Below are 16,873 nucleotides of genomic sequence, written 5' to 3'. Positions count from 1 at the left end.
GAGATGACGACCACACCACCGGCTCCCGTCAAGGAGCCGACCGCCCCCTCCGCGCCCGCCAAGGCCGGCAACGGGACGGCCACGCTGCCGCAGTGGCGGCTCATGCTGCGCCGCTTCCTCAAGAGCCGCCTCGCGGTGGCCGGTTCGGTCGTGCTCGCGGTGCTCTACGCGTGCGCGATCCTGGCCCCCTTCCTCTCCCCCAATCCCTACGACCGGCAGGACGCCGACCTGAAGAACGCACCCCCGACGGCCGTCATCTGGTCCGGCGGACCGGCGATCTGCAGCCGCGAACAGCAGCTCGACACCGCGACCTTCACCTACGAGTACCGCAGTGACTGCAGCAGGCCCGTACCGCTGCGGTTCTTCGGCAAGGGGCACGAGTACAAGCTGTTCGGCCTGATCCCGACCGACCGGCACCTGGTGACGGTGGACAAGCCGCACACGCTGCTGCTCTGGGGCGCCGACAGCGCCGGCCGGGACGTGTTCGCCCGCTCCATGGAGGGCGCGCGGGTGTCGCTCACCATCGGCCTGCTCGGCGTGGCCGTCGGCACCTTCCTCGGCGCGACGATCGGCACGATCTCGGGGTACTTCCGTGGCGCCGTCGACACGCTGCTGCAGCGGTTCATCGAACTGTTGATGTCGCTGCCGACACTGCCGCTGTGGCTGGCGCTGGCCGCGATCCTCCCCCAGGACATGTCTGTCACCAGCCGTTACTTCCTGATCACCCTCATCCTGTCACTGGTCGGCTGGGCGGGCCTCGCGCGGCAGATCCGCGGCAAGGTGATGTCGTACGCGGCCAGCGACTATGTCGCCGCCGCCCGGATCGCCGGCTCCTCCAGCGCCCGCATCGTCTTCAGGCACCTGATACCGAACGCCTCCAGCCACATCGTCGCCACGGCGATGCTGGCGGTGCCGGCCACGATCATCGCCGAGACGTCGCTGTCGTTCCTCGGCGTCGGCATGCTGCCGCCCGCCGTGAGCTGGGGTGTCCTGCTATCCGACGCGCAGAACGTCGCAACCGTGCAGCAGTACCCATGGCTGCTGATCCCGGCGGCCCTGGTGGTGCTCGCGGTGACCTGCTTCCAGTTGATCGGCGACGGGCTGCGCGACGCCGTCGACCCCTACGGATGAGGGGCGCCGTGGCAACCCGCGTGAAAGGACAGACCGACCGACCCCCGACCGAGCCGGAGAACCGCACGATGAGCCAGTCATACGCGGCAGAGGAAGGAGCACCTGCTGCCGCCTCCGTGGAGGTGCCGCACAGCGCGGGAGACCCTGTGCTGTCCGTCCGTGACCTGGAGGTGGAGTTCCCCACTCCGCTGGGCGTGGTACGCGCGCTGAACGGCGTGACGTTCGACGTCCCGCGGGGCAAGGTGCTCGGGATCGTCGGCGAGTCCGGCTGCGGCAAGAGCGTGACGGCCCGGGCGATCCTGCAGATCGTCGAGAAGCCGGGGCGCATCACCGGCGGCAGCATCACGCTGCGCGGTGTCGGCGGGGAGACCGAGATCACCGGGCTCGGCCCGGACAGTGCGCGGATGCGTGCGCTGCGCGGCAGGGAGATCGCGATGATCTTCCAGGAGCCGATGAGTTCGCTCAACCCGGTGTACACCATCGGCGCCCAGATCGCCGAAGCCGTCCTCATCCATCAGACGCGCGACCGCGAGGAGGCGCACAAGCGCGCCGTGGAGATGCTGCGCCAGGTGGGCATGCCGCACCCCGAGGCGGTCGCCACGTCCTATCCGCACCAGCTCTCCGGCGGCATGCGGCAGCGCGCCATGATCGCCATGGCGCTCTCCTGCAACCCGACGATGCTCATCGCCGACGAGCCCACCACCGCGCTGGACGTCACCACCGAGGCACAGATCCTCGAACTGATCAGGGACGTGCGCGACCGGGCCGGCATGTCGATCATGTTCATCACCCACAGCATGGGCGTGGTCGCCCAGCTCTGTGACGAGGTGATCGTGATGTATCTCGGCCGGATCGTGGAGCGCGGCAGCGTCGACGACCTCTTCCACGACCCCAAGCACCCCTACACACAGGCGCTGCTCCGCTCGATACCCCGCATCGGCGGCAATCGCAAGGCGCCATTGGACGTGATCGAGGGCTCGGTGCCCGATCCGCACACCCGGGTGGCCGGCTGCCCGTTCCACCCCCGGTGCCCGGAGGCGATCCCGGGCCGCTGCGACACCGCCGTCCCGGCCCTGAGCACCGCGGGACCGGGACACACCGTGCACTGCCATCTCTACCAGGGCGACGACGAGACCGGCCGGACGGAACCGGGGGAGGACGCATGAACGAACCACTGCTCGAAGTAACCGGTCTGCGCAAGCACTTCCCCGTCCGCGGCGGCTTCCTGCGCCGCCCCATCGGGGAGATCAAGGCGGTGGACGGGGTCGATCTGACGGTCCGCCGGGGCGAGACCGTCGCCCTGGTCGGCGAGTCCGGCTGCGGCAAGTCCACGACCGGGCGCACGATCGTCCGGCTGGAAGAGCCGACCGCCGGCGAGGTCGTCTTCCACCACCCCGAACGCGGCCCCGTCCACCTGGAGTCCGCCGACGCCCGCGCTCTGCGCGCGGTCCGCCCCCACCTCCAGATGATCTTCCAGGATCCGTTCGCCTCCCTGGACTCCCGGATGACCGTCGGCAGCATCATCGCCGAACCGCTCATCATCAACAAGGCGGCGGCCGGGCAGGCGCTGAAGGACCGCGTCGCGGACCTGCTCACCCTGGTCGGCCTGCGCCCCGAACATGCGAACCGCTATCCGCACGCCTTCTCCGGCGGCCAGCGCCAGCGCATCGGCATCGCGCGGGCGATCGCCCTCAACCCGGACCTGATCGTGTGCGACGAGGCGGTCTCCGCCCTGGACGTGTCCGTGCAGGCGCAGATCCTCAACCTGCTGGAGGAGTTGCAGCGCCGGCTGGGCCTCGCCTACCTCTTCATCAGCCACGACCTGGCGGCCGTCGAGCACATCGCCGACCGGGTGGTGGTGATGTACGTGGGACGGATCGTCGAGAGCGGACCGGTCGAGCAGCTCTACACCGCGCCGAAGCACCCGTACACCGAGGCGCTGCTGGCCGCCGTACCGCAGCCCGACCCGCGGGTGCGAACCCGTCCGAAGCTGCTCACCGGCGACGTGCCGAGCCCCGCGAGCCCACCCAGCGGCTGCTACTTCCACCCGCGCTGCCCCTACGCCCAGCCGGTCTGCGCCGCGGAGACCCCGCCGGTGCGTCAGGTCGGCGAGGGCCACCGCTCGGCCTGCCACTTCGCCGGCGAGCTGCCGCTCGTGGGCGCCGCCGCGGCAGCGCCCACGTCTTGAAACCCGCCAGTTCTCCCGTCACCGGGCGTCCGACAGGAGTGCCATGACCGACGACATACCGCAGTTCACCGGCATCACCCGCTACCGCGACCCGCGCGGCCGCTTCTCGTTTCGCTACCCCTGGGACTGGTACGCCGACCGGCTCGACCAGGACCGCGAGGGGGTGATGCTCAGGCCCGACGCGGACGACCCGGACACCTACGTCGCCGCCTGGGTGAGCACGCTCCCGGCCGGCGTGACCGCCGGCGACCTGCCCGAGCTGCGCGACGGCTTCGACGCCGGCCTGGCCACGCTGCCGGAACGGGACGTTCTGGAGGCGCGCGAGGACACGGTGGGCGGGGCGGTGGAGATGGAGCGCACCGTCACCTTCCGCGAGGGGGAACACATCCGCCAGCGCTGCATCCGGGCGCTGTACGCGGGGCAGACCCAGCTGGTCTTCGTGTATCAAGGTGCGACGCGGGGAGCGTACGCGTACTGGCTTCCGATGGGGAACTACTGCTGGGCCACGCTCCAGCTCGCCGAAGAGATCTGGTACGGCGCGGATCCGGAGCTGGGCCGGGCAGTGCCCGGTACATCCCATGCGGCCACGGCGTCGGGTGCACCCGGTCACGTCGCCTGAGCCCCAGCCGGAACGCCGCCCCGCCGCGCGGCACCGTGGCGGGACACGCGGCAGCCTGCCGGCGTCAGCGCGTCCCGGCGGGTGCGGACGCGGGGCGACGGCGCGGTGGGGCCGTCGACTCGCGCCAGATGACCTGCGCCACCGGGCCGTTCCACGGTTCAAGCTCGGGCCCGCCGACCGCCTTGATCAGCCGCAGCACCGCGTTGCGCCCGGCTCCTTCCCAGGAGATGCGGACGGTAGTGAGCGACGGGGGGAGGAACCGGCACAGCTCGTTGTCGTCCCACCCGGTGACGCTCAGGTCACCGGGCACGTCCAGGCCGCGTTCACGGGCACCGCGCAGCACCCCGGAGGCGACCACGTCGTTGGCGGCGATCACGGCCGTGGGCAGCCGGTCGGGGTCCAGCTGCCGGACGGCTTCCACCCCCGACTCGCCCGACCAGTCACCCTCCGCCATCCCGACCGACTCGAGTCCGAGCCGCTCGACCGCCTCCAGGTAGGCGACCTTGCGCGCCCGCGCCGAGGCGAACTCCTGATCGCCGGCGACGTGCAGGAACCGCCGGTGGCCGAGGGCGGCGAGGCGCTCCATCAGCTCGCTGACGGGCGAGGCGTCGGTGAGCTCACCGATGCTTCGCATGCCGTCGTCGAAATCCGGGGAGACGACGACGGCCGCCCCCTTCGGCAAGGCGTCCTCGAAGCCGGCCGCCATGGGCGTCAGCGACAGCACCCCGTCCACCTGTCCGGCGTGGGCGAGTTCGAGGACTCGCTCGGTCCGGGCCGCGGTGGAGCCCTCGACGCTGACGACCTCGACCACGTGTCCCGCCTCGTGGGCCGCGGCCAGGGCACCGGAGAGCAGGCGCGCGTGGTTGAAGGTGTTGACGGGCATGACGACGGCGAGCCGGCCGGTGCGCCGGGTGCGCATGGAGCGAGCCATGAGGTTGGGGCGGTAACCGAGTTTCTCGACGGCGCCGTCGATGCGCTCGAGTGTGGCCGGGCGCAGGCCCTGACGGGACTTCAGATATCGCGACACGGTCTGGTGCGAGACGCCCGCCAGGCGTGCCACCTCTTTGATGGTGGGCCGCCTGGGCGGTGCGGAGTGTTCGGTCATGGATGGAACCCCCTGTGCTGAACGCACCCTATTGCCCTGCGGGAGAAAGTTCACTACGGTTTCCCTCCAAGCAAAAGTGAACGTTCACTATTATGCCTCTCGAGGGAGCCCGTCCATGCCGGACCCGTCCCCGTCCGCCCGCGTCGCCATCGTCGGCGCGGGCGGCATCGCCCACGCCCACGCGGGTGCCCTGACCGAACTGTCCGACCGGGCGGGCCTGGTGGCCGTCGCCGACACCGACCGCGACCGCGCCGAGGCCTTCGCCCGACGCTTCTCCGTGCCGGGCGTGTACACCGACGCGGAGGAGCTGCTCGCAGAGGAGCGCCTCGACCTGGTGCACATCTGCACCCCGCCGCACAGTCACACGCCGCTGGCCATCGCCGCCCTGCGCGCCGGGGTGCCGGTACTGGTGGAGAAGCCGACCGCGCTGAGCCTCGCCGAGCTGGACGAACTCGCCGCGGTGCAGCAGGCCACCGGCACACCCGTCCTCACCGTCTTCCAGCACCGCTTCGGCCCGGCCGCCGTCCGGCTGCGCCGGCTGGTCTCCTCCGGGGCGCTCGGCCGGCCGCTCACCGCGGTCTGCGAGACCCTCTGGTACCGCACCGACGCGTACTTCGACGTGCCCTGGCGCGGGCGCTGGGAGGTGGAGGGCGGCGGCCCGACCATGGGCCACGGCATCCACCAGTTCGACCTGTTGCTCTCCGTCCTCGGCCCGTGGAGCGAGGTCACCGCCGTGGCCGGCCGTCTCGCCCGGCCCACCGACACCGAGGACGTCTCGATGGCCCTCGCCCGGTTCGAGAACGGGGCCATGGCCAGCGTCGTCAATTCGCTGCTCGCCCCGCGCGAAACCTCACGCCTGCGCTTCGACTTCGAGCACGCCACCGTCGAGCTGGAGCACCTCTACGGCTACCAGGACAAGCACTGGCGCTTCACTCCCGCCCACGGCCACGAGCACCTGGCCGACCTGTGGCGCAGCGACGGCGCGGACGACGTCGAGAGCGGGCACCTGGTGCAGATCGCGGCGGTCCTGGACGCGCTGCGCCACGGCACCGAACCCGCGGTGAGCCTCGCCGAAGCGCGCCGCACCCTGGAGTTCGCCGCCGCGACCTACGCCTCCGCGTTCCGCCGCCGCCCCGTCGCCGCCGGCGAACTGACCGGCGACGATCCTTTCGTACGCGCCATGGACGGTGGCGCCGTGCCATGGCCGCGCGTCAAGGAGCCCGCATGACCAACGTCTCCGGCGCGGACATCGCACTGGGCTCCCCGACCACACGGGGCCGGGAAAACGCCGGGTACGGCGGCCTGTTCTGGCGCGGCCCCCGTTCCTTCACGGACGGCACGCTCGTCACCCCGTCCGGCACGGGCGGTGACGAACTGCGCGGACAGCGCCACTCCTGGATGGCATTCGCAGGCCGGCACGACGAGGACGACGCACGGTCGCTGGTCCTGATGGCCGACGCCGCGGACAACCCCCGGCACCCACCACAGTGGTTCGCCCGCGCCGAGGCGTTCGCCTGCCTCAACCCGGCACCGTTCTTCAGCGAGGAGCTCACCGTGCCCGCCTCGGGCACGGTCCGGTTCCGCTACGGCGTCGCCGTGGCCGACGCGGGGCCGGACCAGGCGCCAGAACTCGCCACTGCGGTAAAGGAGCTGCTGAGCCGTGACGCGAGGTCGGCCGGCGTGGTGGGACCAGAGGACACGCGGGCGTGGGGAGGGGCACGGTGAACAGCCGCGGCAACGACCAGGACTGGGCCATGGCCCTGCTGATGGGAACACAGAAGTGATCCACAACACCACCAAGGAGCAATCCGTGCCCCACACCGACCTCGCCGACGAACGCCTGGCCGGACTGCGGCAGCGCCTGCAGGGCCTGGCCTACGGCGGCGACTACAACCCCGAGCAGTGGCCGGCCGACACCTGGCGGGAAGACATCCATTTGATGCGCGAGGCCGGGGTGAACCTGGTCACCGTCGGCGTGTTCTCTTGGGGGCTGCTGGAGCCCCGTCCCGGCGTCTTCGACTTCGGCTGGCTGGACGAGGTCATGGACCTCCTGGCCGAGGGAGGCGTGCGCGTCGACCTGGCCACCCCCACCGCCGCGCCGCCCTCCTGGCTGGCCCACGAACATCCAGAAACGCTGCCGGTGGACGCGGAGGGTCGCAAGATCGCCTTCGGCGCCCGCGTGCACTTCTGCCCGTCCTCGCCGGTGTACCGGTACCACGCGGCGCGGATCACCGAACGGCTGGCCGAGCGCTACGCCGGCCATCCCGCGCTGGCCATGTGGCACGTCGGCAACGAGTACGTCGGGTTCGGCTGCCACTGCCCGGTCTCCGTCGCGCACTTCCGCCGCTGGCTCGCCGACCGTTACGGCACTGTCGACGCCCTCAACGACGCGTGGGGCACCGCGTTCTGGGGCCAGCGGTACGACTCCTTCGACCACATCGGCACCCCCGCCGCCCGCAACAGGCTCGTGTCCGGCCCCAACCCCGGCCAGCTCCTCGACTTCGCCCGCTTTTCCGACACTGCGTCGCTGGAGTGCTTCATCGCCGAACGCGACATCATCCGCCGCCACACTCCCGACCTGCCGGTGACCACCAACTTCATGGGCTCCTTCAAGCACTTGGACTACTGGCGCTGGGCCGCTGCGGAAGACGTCGTGTCCCTGGACATCTACGCCAAACCGTACGACCCGGAAGGCCAGCTGCTGGCCGCCTACAACTTCGACCTCATGCGGTCGCTACGCGGTGGCAAGCCATGGCTGATGCTGGAATCGGCCACCGGCAACAACCTCACGGGCGGCCGCAACTCCGCCCGCCCTGCCGGCCAGCTGCGGGTACGCTCCCTGCAGGCCGTGGCACGGGGCGCGGACTCGGTGATGTTCTTCCAGTGGCGCGCCTCCCGCGCCGGCGCCGAGCGCTTCCACTCCGCGATGGTCCCTCACGGCGGCACCCGTACCCGCACCTGGCGCGAGGCAGTCGCCCTGGGCCACGACGTGGCGCGCCTGGCGGACCTGGTCGGCGGCTCCTGCGACCCCACCGACGTGGCCATGCTGTGGGACTGGGAAAACTGGTGGGCACTGGAGGCACCCGACCACCCATCCAGCGACCTGAAGTTCACCACAGGCATCCTCGACCACTACCGGCCGCTCTGGCACGCGAACATCCCCGTCGACTTCGCCCACCCGCACGCCGACTTGAGCCGCTACCGCCTGGTGATCGTGCCCAACCTGTACCTTGTGGACGACGCCGCCGCCGACAACATCACAGCGTACGTGCGCGGCGGCGGGCACCTGCTGATGTCATACTTCTCCGGCATCGTCGACCAGCACGACCGGGTACGGCCCGGCGGCCACCCCGGCGCCTTCCGCGACCTGCTCGGCATCGACATCGACGAGCTCAACCCCCTCCAGATCGGCGAAGCCTACGAGCTGCACCACGCCGGCCATACCGGCACGGCCACGGACTGGCAGGACATCATCCTGCTCAACGGCGCCGAGCCACTGGCCACCTACACCGACGGCGAGCAGAAAGGACAACCGGCCGCCACCAGACACCGCTTCGGCACCGGCACCGCCACCTACCTTGGCACCTCACCCGACCCCGAAACCATGCACCGCCTCGTCCTGGACTGCGCCACCGGCGCCGGCGTCACCCCCGTCATGGACACCCCCGACGGCGTCGAAGCCGTCCACCGCCGCGCCGCCGACGGCACCGACCACCTCTTCCTGCTCAACCACACCCCAGAGGAGGCGATCGTCGACCTCGACCCCGCCCTGTCCTGGTCCGTCGACCTGCTGAACGGCCACGCCGCCGTCGCAGACCGTCTGCGACTGCCACCGTTCGGCGCGGTCGTCCTGCGCCACAAGACTCACTGAGCACTGAGACCAGGAGATTCGCCAGGTGTTCAATGCGGCTGGCTGCGCCTCACCTTCTTGCCTTGCGGATGATTGGCGTTGCGCGTGGTGTAGCCGGGAAGGCGGAACGCGAATCGTGCGCCGCGAGGGCTGTCCTCAAGGGTCAGGGTGCCGTTGTGGGCGTGCGCGATCTGCCGGGCAATCGGTAGTCCAAGCCCTGTCCCACCAGCGTCCTTGACACGGGATGCCTCCAACCGCGCGAACCGCTGGAAGATCATCTCCCGTTGCTCGGGTGGAACACCTTCTCCGTCGTCGCTCACCTCCAGCACTGCCTCACCGTCCTCGAGCGTGAGGAGCACGGTGATGATGGACTCGGCGTGCCGTTCGGCGTTGTCCAGCAGATTGTTCAGCAGCCTGGCCAGGTCGAGGCGGTCACCCTCAACGATCACACCGGCCGCCAGGCGGCGGCGTAGGTAGACCCTGGCGGGCCGCTGGTCCAATTCGCGCCGCACCAGTTCGGTCAGGTCGAGCCTCTCGCGGCGGCCGGTGACTCCCGCGTCCAGGCGGGCCGCCTGCAGCAGGTCGCAGACCAGGTGCTGCATGCGTTCCACGCTCTCCAGCACCGCGTTCGCGACCTGTGGCCAGTTCGCCTGGCGCGGGTCCATCAGGGCCTCTTCGATGTGGATGCGGATGGCGGTCAGCGGGCTGCGCAGGTCGTGGGAGGCTTCGCTTGCGAAGCGGAGCTGCTGCTCGACCGCGGATTGGGCTCGATCCAACGTGCGGTTCGCGGTCTCGGCCAGATCCCGCAGCTCGTCGCGGTACCTGGGCACCGGCACCCGATGGTCCAGGTCACTGGCGGTGATCTGGGCGAGGTTGCCGGCGATGACGCCTACCGGCTCCAAGGTCTTGCCCACGATCCGATAGCTGCCCGCTGCGGTCGCCGCGACCAGGAGCAGCCAGCCGACGGCGAGCGGGATCAGCAGTTCCGGACCGACGTACCAGGGGACGTCGGGAACGGCCATGTCGATCTGCCACACGCCGTCGGAGCGGTGAAAGGGATAGGCGAGCACGATCATGCACCGGCCGGGGAATGCCTGCGTATCGCACGTGCGGGCGCTGGCAAAGGCGTCGGGATCGGGGCGCAGGTTCGTCATCGGTGGCTTGTCCGCCATCTCCGGGGTGGCCGCAGCCATGTCGCCGGCCGGGTTGAACACCTGGACCGCCCGGACCGGGCTGCCTTGCGTCAGATCGGGTATCTGCTGGCGCGCCTGGATGCCCATCTCCACAGCAAGCGCAAAGAGCTGCTCGGTCCGGTGATCGATGGCCGCCTGCCGCGCCACCAGCACGATGAACACCGCCAACGCCGAGCACAGCAGCGCCATGACGGCACTGGCCAGCAGGGCCAGACGGGCCCGGATCGAACAACGATGCCACCAACTGACCCTGATCACCCCCTCGTGACCAGCTGCACCGCAAAACCCCCGCACCGAAACCCTAACTGGCGATAAGGAGAAAAACGGTCAAAAGGCTGTAAACCACATCACGGGTGCAGTTCGTCTGGGCTCCTGCTGGGCAGCGCCACCTGGCTCTGCGACGACGTCGTCCTCGCACTGATTCCAGGACATTGCTCCTCGTCCTGTCGGCGATCCAGTTATCTGGGGTGCCGCGCGACCATCAGGCAAGTAGGCGGTTTGAGAACACGCCTGGCCAATATCTAGGGGTTGTCAAGGCACGTCAGCCACGTACGGAGAGCCCTGCCGGTGGTGGTGGCGATGGGCACTGTGCGGAGTGGCAGGGCCCGGCGTTCTTGTCAGCGGCGCGTTCCCAGCCACTCCGGGCGGTCTTCGACAGGCTGCGTGCGAGAGGCGGCGCGGTGACGGACGGCGGCATGGGACCGCGGCGGTGGAACCCACAGCGCAGCGGCGCTGATGAGTGCGGAGAAGATCAGCAGGATGCCCGCCAGGATCTCGAGAAGCACGATGATCGACATGAGGACTCCCCCCTCAGCCTCGCCTGGAGGTACGGCCATGAAGACGAAGGTCTTCCCGCACCCTCCGCCTCAGCAGCCTTGTCGGCCAGGCCACAGCTGGAGGGCCATCCCGCCGAGCCTTTCCAGGCGTGAAGACCGTGATGACGGCGGGATGTCCGACGGCGGGTACTCCCCTTTACGTGCTCCTTCCACTATCGGCCCAGCTTGCGGCACTGGTCAAACGCCCTGCGATCGCCCCAAGGGAGCCGCCGAAGTGGAGCTGACCAGGAGGTTCGCCTACCCTGGAAGGGCGAGGGGAGTACTTCCCAAGAGCCGGCCCGGTCAGTACGGGCGTGACCTCGTCCCCGGGCGGCCGCCCGCACGGTGGTGGTGGGTGAAGGAGACCTCGAACGGCCCTGTCGCGTTCGAGGAGGTCCCATGCCAGCCCCAACCAGTCTGGAGACGGCTGCCCCGCTGGAGACGATCGGCTCACCGCATCTGTGGGTGATCACTGTTGCCTGCCTGGCGCTGCTGCTGGGCGCCGACTTCGTCCTGACGCGGCGCCCGCACGAGGTGCGGATGCGTGAGGCGGTGCGGTGGTCGGTCTTCTACCTGGCGCTTCCTCTACTGTTCGGCGTCTATGTGTGGCTGGCGTTCGGGTCGCAGGCGTCGGTGGAGTTCTACACCGGGTATGTGGTGGAGAAGTCGCTCTCAGTGGACAACCTGTTTGTGTTCATGCTGCTGCTCTCGGCCTTCGCGGTGCCGCGCGAGCTGGCCCAGCGGGTGCTGCTGTACGGCATCATCGGGGCACTGGCGCTGCGCGCGGTCTTCATCGCCCTGGGCGCGGCCGCGCTGGCCAGCGGCACCTGGGCGTTCCTGCTGTTCGGCGCGATCCTGATCGTCACCGCCGGGAAGATCCTCAAAGACGCGCTGCGCGGCAGGGAGCAGGAGGTGGACATCTCCTCCATGCGCTCGGTCCGCCTGCTGCGGCACGTCATGCCGGTCACCGACGACTACCGCGGCTCCCGCCTGATGGTTCGCGAGTCGGGTCGGCGCGCCCTGACCCCGCTGGCGCTGGCCATCGTGGCCGTGTTCGCCACCGACATCGTCTTCGCGGTCGATTCGGTGCCCGCCGTGTACGGCGTGACCGAAGACCCCTTCCTCGTCTTCGTCACCAACGCTTTCGCGCTGCTGGGGCTGCGGGCGCTGTACTTCGTGCTGCAGGGTGTGTTGGAGAAGCTGCGGCACCTCAACCACGGGCTCGGCGTCATCCTGGGCTTCATCGGGCTCAAACTCGTCCTGCACTGGGCACACGGCATCTGGCCCGCCGTCCCTCAGATCCCCACCCTGGTCTCGCTCGGGGTCATCATCGCGGTCCTGACGACCGTCACGATCACCAGCGTGCACGCCAACAGCCGCGATGCCCAACGTGCCGACCCACCCTCCGACGGTTAACGCGCGGGGCGCTCCCTGCGTAGCTTGAGGAGCGTGTCCCGGCTACGCGCCGGTCTCAACCGCCGATCAGATCACGTTCTTACCGAAGCCCGAACCAGCATCGTGCGCCGCCTGGCGAGATCCGCCTCCAACTCTCCCCCACCGGCGTGCCCGGCGCAGCAGTCATACCCATCAAACCTCATCCCTGTCCGCTGTTGGGGGAGACTGTTGGGGGAGACACCCCAGTCCTCCCCCGCTGCCTGCCTCTGCCATCCTGAAAAGGATCCCTGCAGCCAGAAGGTGCACCCGTTGCACCAGCTTCGAGAAGATGATCGACGCCGAAGGCACCGCTGACGTCAGCCCGACAGCCCTCGCGACGGATGCTGGGAGCCTGATCGCCATACCGGTACGAACCGGGCTGAGCTGCATACTTTTGTCTCGATTACTTGGCCGGTCATCGAGCATCGTCCCCTGCGGGTGATGACGAAACTTTCAGCGGGTACTGGAAAGACCAGGCAGTGAGACGGCCGGGGGCTTGGCTTAGGCTGCGGTCATGGCCGAGATCAAGTCTCCGACTCCCAAGGAAGCCTTCGAGCTGCTGCTCGCGGGTAACCAGCGCTTCGTTGCGGGTACCCCCGAGCACCCGAACCAGGACGCGACCCGCCGCGCCGAGATCGCACCCAGCCAGCGCCCGTTCGCCGTCCTGTTCGGATGCTCCGACTCCCGATTGGCCGCAGAGATCATCTTCGATCGTGGCCTGGGTGACCTGTTCGTGGTGCGCACCGCGGGCCACGTGATGGGCGCGGAGGTGCTGGGCAGCATCGAGTACGGGGTGGACGTGCTGGACTGCCCGCTGGTAGTGGTCCTCGGCCACGACTCGTGCGGCGCGGTGGGCGCCGCGTGCGCCGCACTGGAAGACGGCATGGCGCCGGCCGGGTACGTCCGGGACGTCGTCGAGCGGGTGACGCCCAGCGTGCTCGCGGCGCGGGCCGCAGGTCGTGTGGAGGCCGACGAGGTCCTGGCCGAGCACATAAGGCACACGGTTGACTTGCTTTTGGACCGCTCTCGGGTGCTCGCCGAACGGGTCGACGCCGGCCACGCCGCCGTCGTGGGCCTGTGCTACCGCCTGGCCGACGGCAGCGCACAGGTGGTAGCAGCCCGTGGCCTCGAAGTCGCTGCTGGCTCCGCTTTGTGACCGGAGCTCCGCCAGCCGTTGCACAGCCACGTCACACCGCGCAGGCCCACCGATCCGGTCCCGCTCCCTATCTCGCACCTCGCGCGCCGGCCTGGCCCGTGCCACTTGGCACAGAGGGAACTGCGAGGGGTTCCACGGGGAGAGCGGTGCTCACTGACGAGGGGCGTTGCTGGTCACGCGGAGGATCGGGGCCCCGCGGCGCGGCGGAGCCGGTTGGCGATCGCGAGTCCCAGCCCCTCCTCCACCGGCAAGGAGGCGACGATCAGGTCGCACCCCCGCTGGTCGAGCTCGCGCAGGAACCCATACAGCCCGCGCGCGTAAGCAGCCATCGAACCCGGGATCGCCACCACGGCGTGCGCCTTCACCGCAGCGTCGGCGAAACAGGGGGGAAGAAAGACGCCCACCTGGTGCCCTAGCTCCTGCGCGAGCTCCGCTTCGGCGACGACCTTCTCGGGCTCGACGAGGACGACCCGCGCACGCGGCGCGTAGTGTGACGGATGCTGGCCAGGCACCCGAACACGGCTGGTGGAGTGGACCGCAAGCGGGCGCCCCAGAACCGCTTCGAGGTCCTCGCGCGTCACCCCGCCGGGCCGAAGGACGCTCGGGGCCTCGCCCGTAGCATCGACGATGGTTGACTCGACGCCGACCTCGCAGGGGCCGCCGTCCAGCACGAAGTCGACCTCATCACCGAGCTCCGCACGGACGTGATTCGCCGTTGTAGGGCTGACCGAGCCGAAGCGGTTGGCAGACGGGGCCGCGACTCCGCCGCCAAAGGCCGCCAGCAGCGCCAGCGCGACGGGGTGGTCAGGCACGCGCACGGCCACCGTCTCCAGGCCACCAGTCGCTTCAAAGGGCACCCGGCGACCGCGCGGCAGGACCAGCGTGAGCGGCCCCGGCCAAAAGCGTTCGGCCAACAGACGCGCCGTCACGGGCACGTTCTCGACCCAGTCGCCCAGGTGCTCCGCGCCGCCGATGTGGACGATCAGCGGGTGGGAGGGCGGGCGCCCCTTGACCTGAAAGACGCGCGCGACGGCGGCAGAGTCCTCGGCGTTGGCGCCCAGACCGTAGACGGTTTCGGTCGGGAAAGCCACCAGACCTCCACCGCGCAGCACACCGGCCGCCTTGTCGATGTCACTGGTTCTTGCCCTCACGCTCACAATCCTCTCACTGCTGCGCTCTCCACACCCCGCCGTCTCATCAGCGCATGACGACGAGCCAAGGCTGTTCGCTCGCGGTGGGTTGGCCCGCGACGCGGGTGCCAGCACCTGACTGGGCGGCGATCGGGCCGGACCAGTAGGCGAGACGATCTTTGGTGATGGTCTGCGCGGGGGTCCGCCGCCGGTGGTGAAGTCGGCGGCCGTGGCGGTTGCCGTCCAGGGAGAGTTCCCGTTCCTGCTGTCCAGCACGGTCGCCGTGCCCAGGGAGGCGCTGAGTGTGCAACGTCGCCAGCGTAGATCACGACGGCCTCGAGGCGTTCTTACGTTTCGGTGTGTGCGGCAAGCAACTCGGCACGGTCACCGTGTCCGACCAGCGCGCGGCACTCAACGCCACCTGGGTCGCATCAGTGTCCGCCGCGTCGGGCGGCTTCACTACCGGCGGCGGCACGGCTGCTGAAACCATTCCCAACTCGGCTGTGCTGTACTGGTCAGGCCCGGCCACAGCCACCACAGGCACCGGAACCTTCGGGGCAGGCCAGGCCAACGCAGCCGCCGCCGAGACGCTGGCCGCCACGCGCACCGCCTTCAGCAAGACCACCGGCTCCGGCGACGATTCCGCCGCCTGGAATCCCACCCTGGTGATCAACGTCCCCGACGCCGCGGTGGCAGGCACCTACACGGGCACGGTGCTCCGTCGCGTAATGCGATCATCATTCCCCCCGGCCTGGCCTCCGACGTGGGCAGAAGACCCCAGATGGGGTCTGTACGGTTGACTGGACACACCCCTGACCGGCATGGACCTGGACGAAGGCGCCATGCCCTCCCGCGTGGTGCGCTCGTTGCCACTGGTGTTCGCCGCCGGCGCGGCGGTGGGCGTGTCAGGCGGGATGATCGGCCTGGGCGGCGCCGAGTTCCGGCTGCCGCTGCTGATCAGCCTGTTCGGGTTCGCCGCGCTGTCGGCGGTCATCTTGAACAAGGCGATGATCCTGATCGTGATGCTCACCGCGCTGCCCGCCCGGCTGGCCGCCGTCTCGCTCGCCGAGCTGGCCGCGCATTGGACCGTCGCGGCGAACTTGCTGGCCGGAAGCCTGCTGGGGGCCTGGGCGGGCGCCTCCTGGGCGGTCCGGATGCGCACCGACACCCTCTACAAGGTGCTCGCGGCGATGATGGTCCTCATGGCCGCCGCCCTGATGCTCACCCACACCACCGCCCTGGGCGCGCTGGCCCTGCCCGGCCCGGCGCAGGCGGCGATCGGGGTCGTATCGAGCGTCGCACGCTGATAGACGGCGAGGTCGCGGTGCTCCTCAGGGATGTCCAGCGTATCGAGGTGCTTGTCGAGGGCCGAGAGCGCGGCGAGGTCAGTCTCAATGCGTGCCGTGATGCGGCCGAGCACCGTTACGCGTTCGACCGGCTCCAGCAGACCGAGGAAGTAGGGCCTGGACAGCGCCGCAGTCTCCAGATCGGGCCCAGCCAGCTCCCGTGTCATCCACGCGCGGAACTCCTCACGACCGGCGTCGGTCAGGCGGTACACCTTCCGTCCCCGACCTCCGGCTTCAAGGCTGGCGACCTCAATGAAGCCGATCTGCTGACTGAACGGATCCTCAATCCGCTCAGCCTGACGCACACCTGGCTCCCCGGACATTGCCTGCCAGATCCGACGACCGCATCGCCCTCGCCGCTCTACGCGAAACAGCGCCGTGTGGAATTGACCTCGATGATCGAGTCCTGGAACGCGTTCTGCTCGTCCCATTCCAGGTGCTTGCTCATATCGAGTTCCAAAGTGCCGTACAAGTGCGGCCGCATCACGACCGGCTCGGCAGGGTCGGCCACACGGTCGGCCAATAGCGAGCGCGTCGCAGTCATCAGGGATTGATCGCGTTTGTACCGGGGGCAATGGGCAAGCAACGGCGCCAGATCCGCGACCCATTCAGGGTCGAAACTTCCCGGAACTTTGCGGCGATCTCGGCAGTCGAACCAACCGATGCGTTCTGCTGAATGGAGGATTCGTGTGAATCGGCCCAGGTGCGTACTTGCGGCAATGGCGGTCGCCGGCCTTCTCACCTCCTGCGGAGGAGGTGCGGGAAGCGATGACTCGGGAGGATCGCACGCGCCCCGGACCGGCACGCCGACGCCGTCCTCGTCCGCCTCCCCTGAGCGTGTCGCACCGAAAACCCAGCTGTCGGTGCCCAGCCTCTATGACACCTCCCGCGGCTGGGAGTCAGATC

16 protein-coding genes are annotated in these 16,873 nt (G+C 69.6%); 12 read left to right on the top strand and 4 right to left on the bottom strand.

Annotated features, from left to right (window positions below; translation table 11 throughout):
- The first annotated feature begins 3 nt into the window (after positions 1–3).
- From ACIBVN_RS27470 to ACIBVN_RS27455, 4 genes are all read left to right on the top strand, one after another.
- Positions 4–1,131, top strand: coding sequence for an ABC transporter permease (locus ACIBVN_RS27470; protein WP_397141042.1), 1,128 nt, complete (start codon positions 4–6; stop codon positions 1,129–1,131).
- Between the two features lie 68 nt (positions 1,132–1,199).
- Entirely contained in the window at positions 1,200–2,297 is a 1,098-nt protein-coding gene (locus ACIBVN_RS27465; RefSeq protein WP_397141040.1) for an ABC transporter ATP-binding protein, read from the top strand.
- Positions 2,294–3,319 carry an ABC transporter ATP-binding protein gene (locus ACIBVN_RS27460; RefSeq protein WP_397141038.1) on the top strand — a complete coding sequence of 342 codons (1,026 nt, stop codon included), beginning with the start codon at positions 2,294–2,296 and terminating at the stop codon, positions 3,317–3,319. Before ACIBVN_RS27465 ends, ACIBVN_RS27460 begins: the two co-directional genes overlap by 4 nt.
- A 43-nt stretch (positions 3,320–3,362) precedes the next feature.
- On the top strand, positions 3,363–3,938 hold the full coding sequence (locus tag ACIBVN_RS27455; RefSeq protein ID WP_397141036.1) for a hypothetical protein: 576 nt from the start codon (positions 3,363–3,365) through the stop codon (positions 3,936–3,938).
- Positions 3,939–4,002: 64 nt separating this feature from the next.
- Here the strand turns inward: ACIBVN_RS27455 and ACIBVN_RS27450 are convergent, their stop codons facing one another.
- A complete protein-coding gene (locus tag ACIBVN_RS27450) occupies positions 4,003–5,043 on the bottom strand; it encodes a LacI family DNA-binding transcriptional regulator (RefSeq protein WP_397141034.1) in 1,041 nt (346 codons plus the stop codon).
- A 115-nt stretch (positions 5,044–5,158) separates the two neighbouring features.
- Here ACIBVN_RS27450 and ACIBVN_RS27445 point away from each other — a divergent pair, with 115 nt between their 5' ends.
- The 3 genes from ACIBVN_RS27445 (at position 5,159) to ACIBVN_RS27435 (ending at position 8,914) form a co-directional block, all read left to right on the top strand.
- On the top strand, positions 5,159–6,271 hold the full coding sequence (locus tag ACIBVN_RS27445) for a Gfo/Idh/MocA family protein (protein WP_397141032.1): 1,113 nt from the start codon (positions 5,159–5,161) through the stop codon (positions 6,269–6,271).
- Positions 6,268–6,768, top strand: coding sequence for a DUF6807 family protein (locus tag ACIBVN_RS27440; protein ID WP_397141030.1), 501 nt, complete (start codon positions 6,268–6,270; stop codon positions 6,766–6,768). The genes ACIBVN_RS27445 and ACIBVN_RS27440 overlap by 4 nt, the downstream gene beginning before the upstream one ends.
- A gap of 85 nt (positions 6,769–6,853) precedes the next feature.
- Positions 6,854–8,914, top strand: a complete 2,061-nt coding sequence (locus ACIBVN_RS27435) for a beta-galactosidase (RefSeq protein WP_397141028.1) — start codon at positions 6,854–6,856, stop codon at positions 8,912–8,914.
- Between the two features lie 29 nt (positions 8,915–8,943).
- Here ACIBVN_RS27435 and ACIBVN_RS27430 read toward each other — a convergent pair whose 3' ends face one another.
- Both ACIBVN_RS27430 and ACIBVN_RS27425 read right to left on the bottom strand, forming a co-directional pair.
- On the bottom strand, positions 8,944–10,344 hold the full coding sequence (locus ACIBVN_RS27430; RefSeq protein WP_397141026.1) for a sensor histidine kinase: 1,401 nt from the start codon (positions 10,342–10,344) through the stop codon (positions 8,944–8,946).
- A 359-nt stretch (positions 10,345–10,703) separates the two neighbouring features.
- Positions 10,704–10,883, bottom strand: coding sequence for a hypothetical protein (locus tag ACIBVN_RS27425; RefSeq protein ID WP_397141024.1), 180 nt, complete (start codon positions 10,881–10,883; stop codon positions 10,704–10,706).
- Positions 10,884–11,300: 417 nt separating this feature from the next.
- On the opposite strand from ACIBVN_RS27425, the gene ACIBVN_RS27420 reads away from it, so the two are divergent.
- Positions 11,301–12,317, top strand: coding sequence for a TerC/Alx family metal homeostasis membrane protein (locus tag ACIBVN_RS27420; protein WP_397141022.1), 1,017 nt, complete (start codon positions 11,301–11,303; stop codon positions 12,315–12,317).
- Positions 12,318–12,849: 532 nt separating this feature from the next.
- Positions 12,850–13,491 carry a carbonic anhydrase gene (locus ACIBVN_RS27415; RefSeq protein WP_397141019.1) on the top strand — a complete coding sequence of 214 codons (642 nt, stop codon included), beginning with the start codon at positions 12,850–12,852 and terminating at the stop codon, positions 13,489–13,491.
- A gap of 173 nt (positions 13,492–13,664) precedes the next feature.
- Here the strand turns inward: ACIBVN_RS27415 and ACIBVN_RS27410 are convergent, their stop codons facing one another.
- Positions 13,665–14,642: an L-threonylcarbamoyladenylate synthase gene (locus ACIBVN_RS27410; RefSeq protein WP_397141017.1), complete on the bottom strand. Its 978-nt coding sequence runs from the start codon at positions 14,640–14,642 to the stop codon at positions 13,665–13,667.
- A gap of 281 nt (positions 14,643–14,923) precedes the next feature.
- Here ACIBVN_RS27410 and ACIBVN_RS27405 point away from each other — a divergent pair, with 281 nt between their 5' ends.
- The 3 genes from ACIBVN_RS27405 to ACIBVN_RS27395 are packed head-to-tail and all read left to right on the top strand — an operon-like array spanning position 14,924 to position 16,521.
- Complete coding sequence (locus tag ACIBVN_RS27405) at positions 14,924–15,421, top strand: hypothetical protein (RefSeq protein WP_397141015.1); 498 nt, start codon at positions 14,924–14,926, stop codon at positions 15,419–15,421.
- 21 nt (positions 15,422–15,442) lie between these two features.
- Positions 15,443–15,928, top strand: a complete 486-nt coding sequence (locus tag ACIBVN_RS27400; RefSeq protein ID WP_397141013.1) for a TSUP family transporter — start codon at positions 15,443–15,445, stop codon at positions 15,926–15,928.
- Between the two features lie 47 nt (positions 15,929–15,975).
- Positions 15,976–16,521: a hypothetical protein gene (locus ACIBVN_RS27395; protein WP_397141011.1), complete on the top strand. Its 546-nt coding sequence runs from the start codon at positions 15,976–15,978 to the stop codon at positions 16,519–16,521.
- Positions 16,522–16,873 lie beyond the last annotated feature (352 nt).

This window comes from Nonomuraea sp. NPDC049400 (assembly GCF_044466425.1).
Lineage (GTDB): Bacteria > Actinomycetota > Actinomycetes > Streptosporangiales > Streptosporangiaceae > Nonomuraea.
The sequence above is the reverse complement of the archived record's forward strand: the minus strand, read 5'-3'. Positions and strand labels throughout refer to the sequence as shown.